The sequence below is a fragment of the Ilyobacter sp. genome (assembly GCF_041583315.1).
Lineage (GTDB): Bacteria > Fusobacteriota > Fusobacteriia > Fusobacteriales > Fusobacteriaceae > Ilyobacter.
Genome location: NZ_JBFHGC010000358.1, coordinates 1 through 3,050, shown reverse-complemented (window position 1 = coordinate 3,050; position 3,050 = coordinate 1). Strand labels below are relative to the sequence as shown.

At 33.5% G+C, this 3,050-nt stretch carries 4 protein-coding genes; 3 read left to right on the top strand and 1 reads right to left on the bottom strand.

From position 1 onward, the window contains the following. Positions 1–139: 139 nt before the first annotated feature. Positions 140–1,168 (bottom strand): TrkA family potassium uptake protein, encoded by a 1,029-nt coding sequence (locus ABZA26_RS11325; protein ID WP_372714634.1) that lies wholly within the window; start codon positions 1,166–1,168, stop codon positions 140–142. A 201-nt stretch (positions 1,169–1,369) separates the two neighbouring features. Between ABZA26_RS11325 and ABZA26_RS11320 the strand changes: the two genes are divergently transcribed. From ABZA26_RS11320 to ABZA26_RS11310, 3 genes are all read left to right on the top strand, one after another. Beyond that, positions 1,370–1,732, top strand: a complete 363-nt coding sequence (locus ABZA26_RS11320) for an encapsulin-associated ferritin-like protein (protein ID WP_372714633.1) — start codon at positions 1,370–1,372, stop codon at positions 1,730–1,732. A 15-nt stretch (positions 1,733–1,747) separates the two neighbouring features. Then, entirely contained in the window at positions 1,748–2,533 is a 786-nt protein-coding gene (locus tag ABZA26_RS11315; RefSeq protein ID WP_372714632.1) for a family 1 encapsulin nanocompartment shell protein, read from the top strand. Between the two features lie 85 nt (positions 2,534–2,618). Then, entirely contained in the window at positions 2,619–2,948 is a 330-nt protein-coding gene (locus ABZA26_RS11310; protein ID WP_372714631.1) for a hypothetical protein, read from the top strand. Positions 2,949–3,050: the final 102 nt, after the last annotated feature.

Here is a 3,050-nt window from a genome sequence, read left to right as displayed (position 1 = left end):
GGAAGAATCAGTGAATATCCTCTTTTTTTAATGATAGGTAAAAAAAAATAAAAATTATCTGATATTAAAAGGACTTCTCATGTTTTATAACGAGAAGTCCTTTTGGTTCTTTAAACTATAACTTTTTATATCAATTATTTTAGAATGTTTTTTCATTGGTTCCATTTGCTATTTCATTAAGAGAATTTATCTGGGCCAGGCTTCCCAGTACAAGCAGTTTATCACCTGCATTGATTTTTGTGTGTGACATTGGATTAAACTCGGTTTTACCTCCCTTTTCTATACCAATTACTATTAAATTTGTTCTTTGAGGAATCATAGCTTCCTTGAGGTATTTACCCTCTATATCGCTCAGAGTTTTTATCTCCACTGAGGCAAATTTTAAAGTCTGGAGTGAACTGTTGTTACTCATAATATCTAAAAAACTCAGTATATCACTCTGAGTGGCAGTGGCAAAAAGTCTGCTAGCCTCTATTTCCAGTGGTGAGATGACTATATCCGCACCTGCCATTTTCAGTTTTTTACTATTACTTACCTCTATAACCCTGGTAACAATTTTTATATCTTTATTCAGCTCCCTGGAACTTAAAGTTATGAACAAATTTTCAGCATCTGTAGACAGGACTGAGAGAATTACCTTTGCTCTCTCTATCCCCGCCATTTTTAAAGTTTCATCGTCTGTGGCGTCGCCAATTACATAGTGAAACAGGTCTCCGAATTTTTCAACATAACGTTCTAACTCTTCATAGGATTTGTCAACTACGACAAATTCTAATTTATTATTGATAAATTCCTCTATAATTTTCTTTCCAGTTCTTCCACACCCAACTATTATATGATGGCCGTTCATAGATTTTATTTTCTTTTTCATTTTTACTCCTTTTAGATAATTTTTCATTTCTCCTTCTATAAAAAAAGTCGTCAGATGTCCAAGAGCATAGATTACCACTGACACACCTGCTAATATTAGAGTGCAGGTAAAAATTTTACCGTGAATGGATAGAGGGGCGACTTCCTGAAATCCCACAGTGGATAGAGTTATAAAAGTCATGTATAGTGAATTTATGAGGCTGTAATCTTCAATATAGTAATACCCCAAAGTTCCCATCATAAATATTACTATGAGTATCCACACTGCGATAAGAACTTTCTTAATCTGGTTCTGCATATTTTCTCCTTTTAATCAGTATTATACACATTATCAATAATTAATTATTTACTGTAATTTATTCTCTTTCCTTCTATAGATAATATGATATGCTTTTTCTCAATTAAAATACAGTATTTTTTTTATTTTAATTTTTAGGAGGATTCTTTTTATTAATTTTGTAAATATATATTAAGTGAATAATAACAGGAGGTGTACTATATGAGCAATCAGTACCACGAACCTTTCGAGCTTCTTAGTGAAAAAACAAAAGATATAACCAGAGCCATTAATAGTCTGAAGGAGGAACTTGAAGCTATTGATTGGTATAATCAAAGAGCAGACATTGCAAGTGATTCAGAACTCAGATCAATTCTTGAACATAACAAAAGCGAAGAGATGGAACATGCAGTAATGATAATGGAGTGGCTCAGAAGAAATATGGAAGGCTGGGATGAAGAGATGAAGACTTATTTTTTCACATCATCACCTATTACCGGTCTAGAGGAGGGATCTGCGCAGCCAGACAAATCTAAAGAGGTTATTTCTTTCGGTACATCTTTAAATATAGGTAGCATGAAATAATTAGGAGGGATATGAATGAATGTATTGAAAAGAGAACTCGCTCCAATTTCAAGTAAAGCTTGGGCAGAGATAGATGGAAGGGCCAGGGAAATTCTAAATTATTACCTTTCAGCCAGAAAGTTTGTAAATGTACAGGGTCCTAAGGGTCTTGATTTTACATCTGTTACTGAAGGAAGAATACAAGTGCACAGTGACCCTATATTAAATTACGGTATTTTTAAAGTTAAACCTCTTGTAGAGCCCAGAGTGAGTTTTATTCTCAGTCGTTGGGAGCTCGATAACATAGAGAGGGGAGCTAAGGATATAAACTTTGATGCCTTGGATGAGGCTGTAAAAAAAATGGCACTTTTTGAAGAAAAAGTTATTTTTCAAGGCCTTCAAGAAGCAGATATAAGTGGAATATTTGACTGCTCTTCTCATGACGTGAAAGTTTTCGGAGACTCAGATGAAGATATATTAGCAAGTATCTCTCATGGAATAATGGAATTGGAGAGATCCATAGCTCCAAAACCCTATACACTTGTAGTCAGCGAAGACTACTGGTGCAAACTGAGTGTCTTGGGTAGAAGATTTCCTCTCATAGATCAGATAAAATCCTTAACAGGAGGAGAAGTGGTAGTGAGTAGGAGTATAGAGGGGGCTGTCCTGCTACCTTTTGATAATGATAATATAGAATTTTCTATAGGGGAAGATTTCTCCATAGGCTACCAAGAACATTCTGAAAGTGAAGTAAAATTATTCATAACAGAAACATTTACTTTTAGAATTTTAGATGAAAGTTTTATAGTAATCTTTAAATAAAAAATACTGTTTTAAAAAGGAAATAAGTTGGCTTGCGGTATATTTTATACTATAGTAGTTTTTAACTAACAAGGGAGGTATTTTTATGAAAAAGGGATTAATTATTTTATTTGCTGCAGGTTTAATGGCTGCATGTACTTCAACTGAACCAATGGATGCACAGGCTGGAGCTTCACTTAACAGAGCTGACACAATGGCTAAATATGAATCATTATCAGCTAAGGTAGATGCTATCGCAGCTAATCCAGATGCAACTCCAGAAGAATTTGCTGCTGCACAAATGGAAGTAAAAGAATTTATGAATTATCTAAATTCTTACAAGGCATCTGCTACTCCAGGAGCACAAAGTTATATCGATGAGTATACCAGTAGTTTAGAAGAATCTTATATCCTTAGAAGAAAACAAAATGATTAACTTTTTCAAAACAAAACCAACTTTTTAAAAGTTGGTTTTGTTTATTTTTTCTTAAATATTTATAAAAAAGCTGTCTGAACTAATTAAAGGACAGTTTTTTTT

Coding starts and splice junctions, on each gene's coding strand:
- ABZA26_RS11315 (WP_372714632.1), top strand. CDS start 1,748: ATGAATGTATTGAAAAGAGAACTCGCTCCAATTTCAAGTAAAGCTTGG.
- ABZA26_RS11310 (WP_372714631.1), top strand. CDS start 2,619: ATGAAAAAGGGATTAATTATTTTATTTGCTGCAGGTTTAATGGCTGCA.
- ABZA26_RS11325 (WP_372714634.1), bottom strand. CDS start 1,168: ATGCAGAACCAGATTAAGAAAGTTCTTATCGCAGTGTGGATACTCATA.
- ABZA26_RS11320 (WP_372714633.1), top strand. CDS start 1,370: ATGAGCAATCAGTACCACGAACCTTTCGAGCTTCTTAGTGAAAAAACA.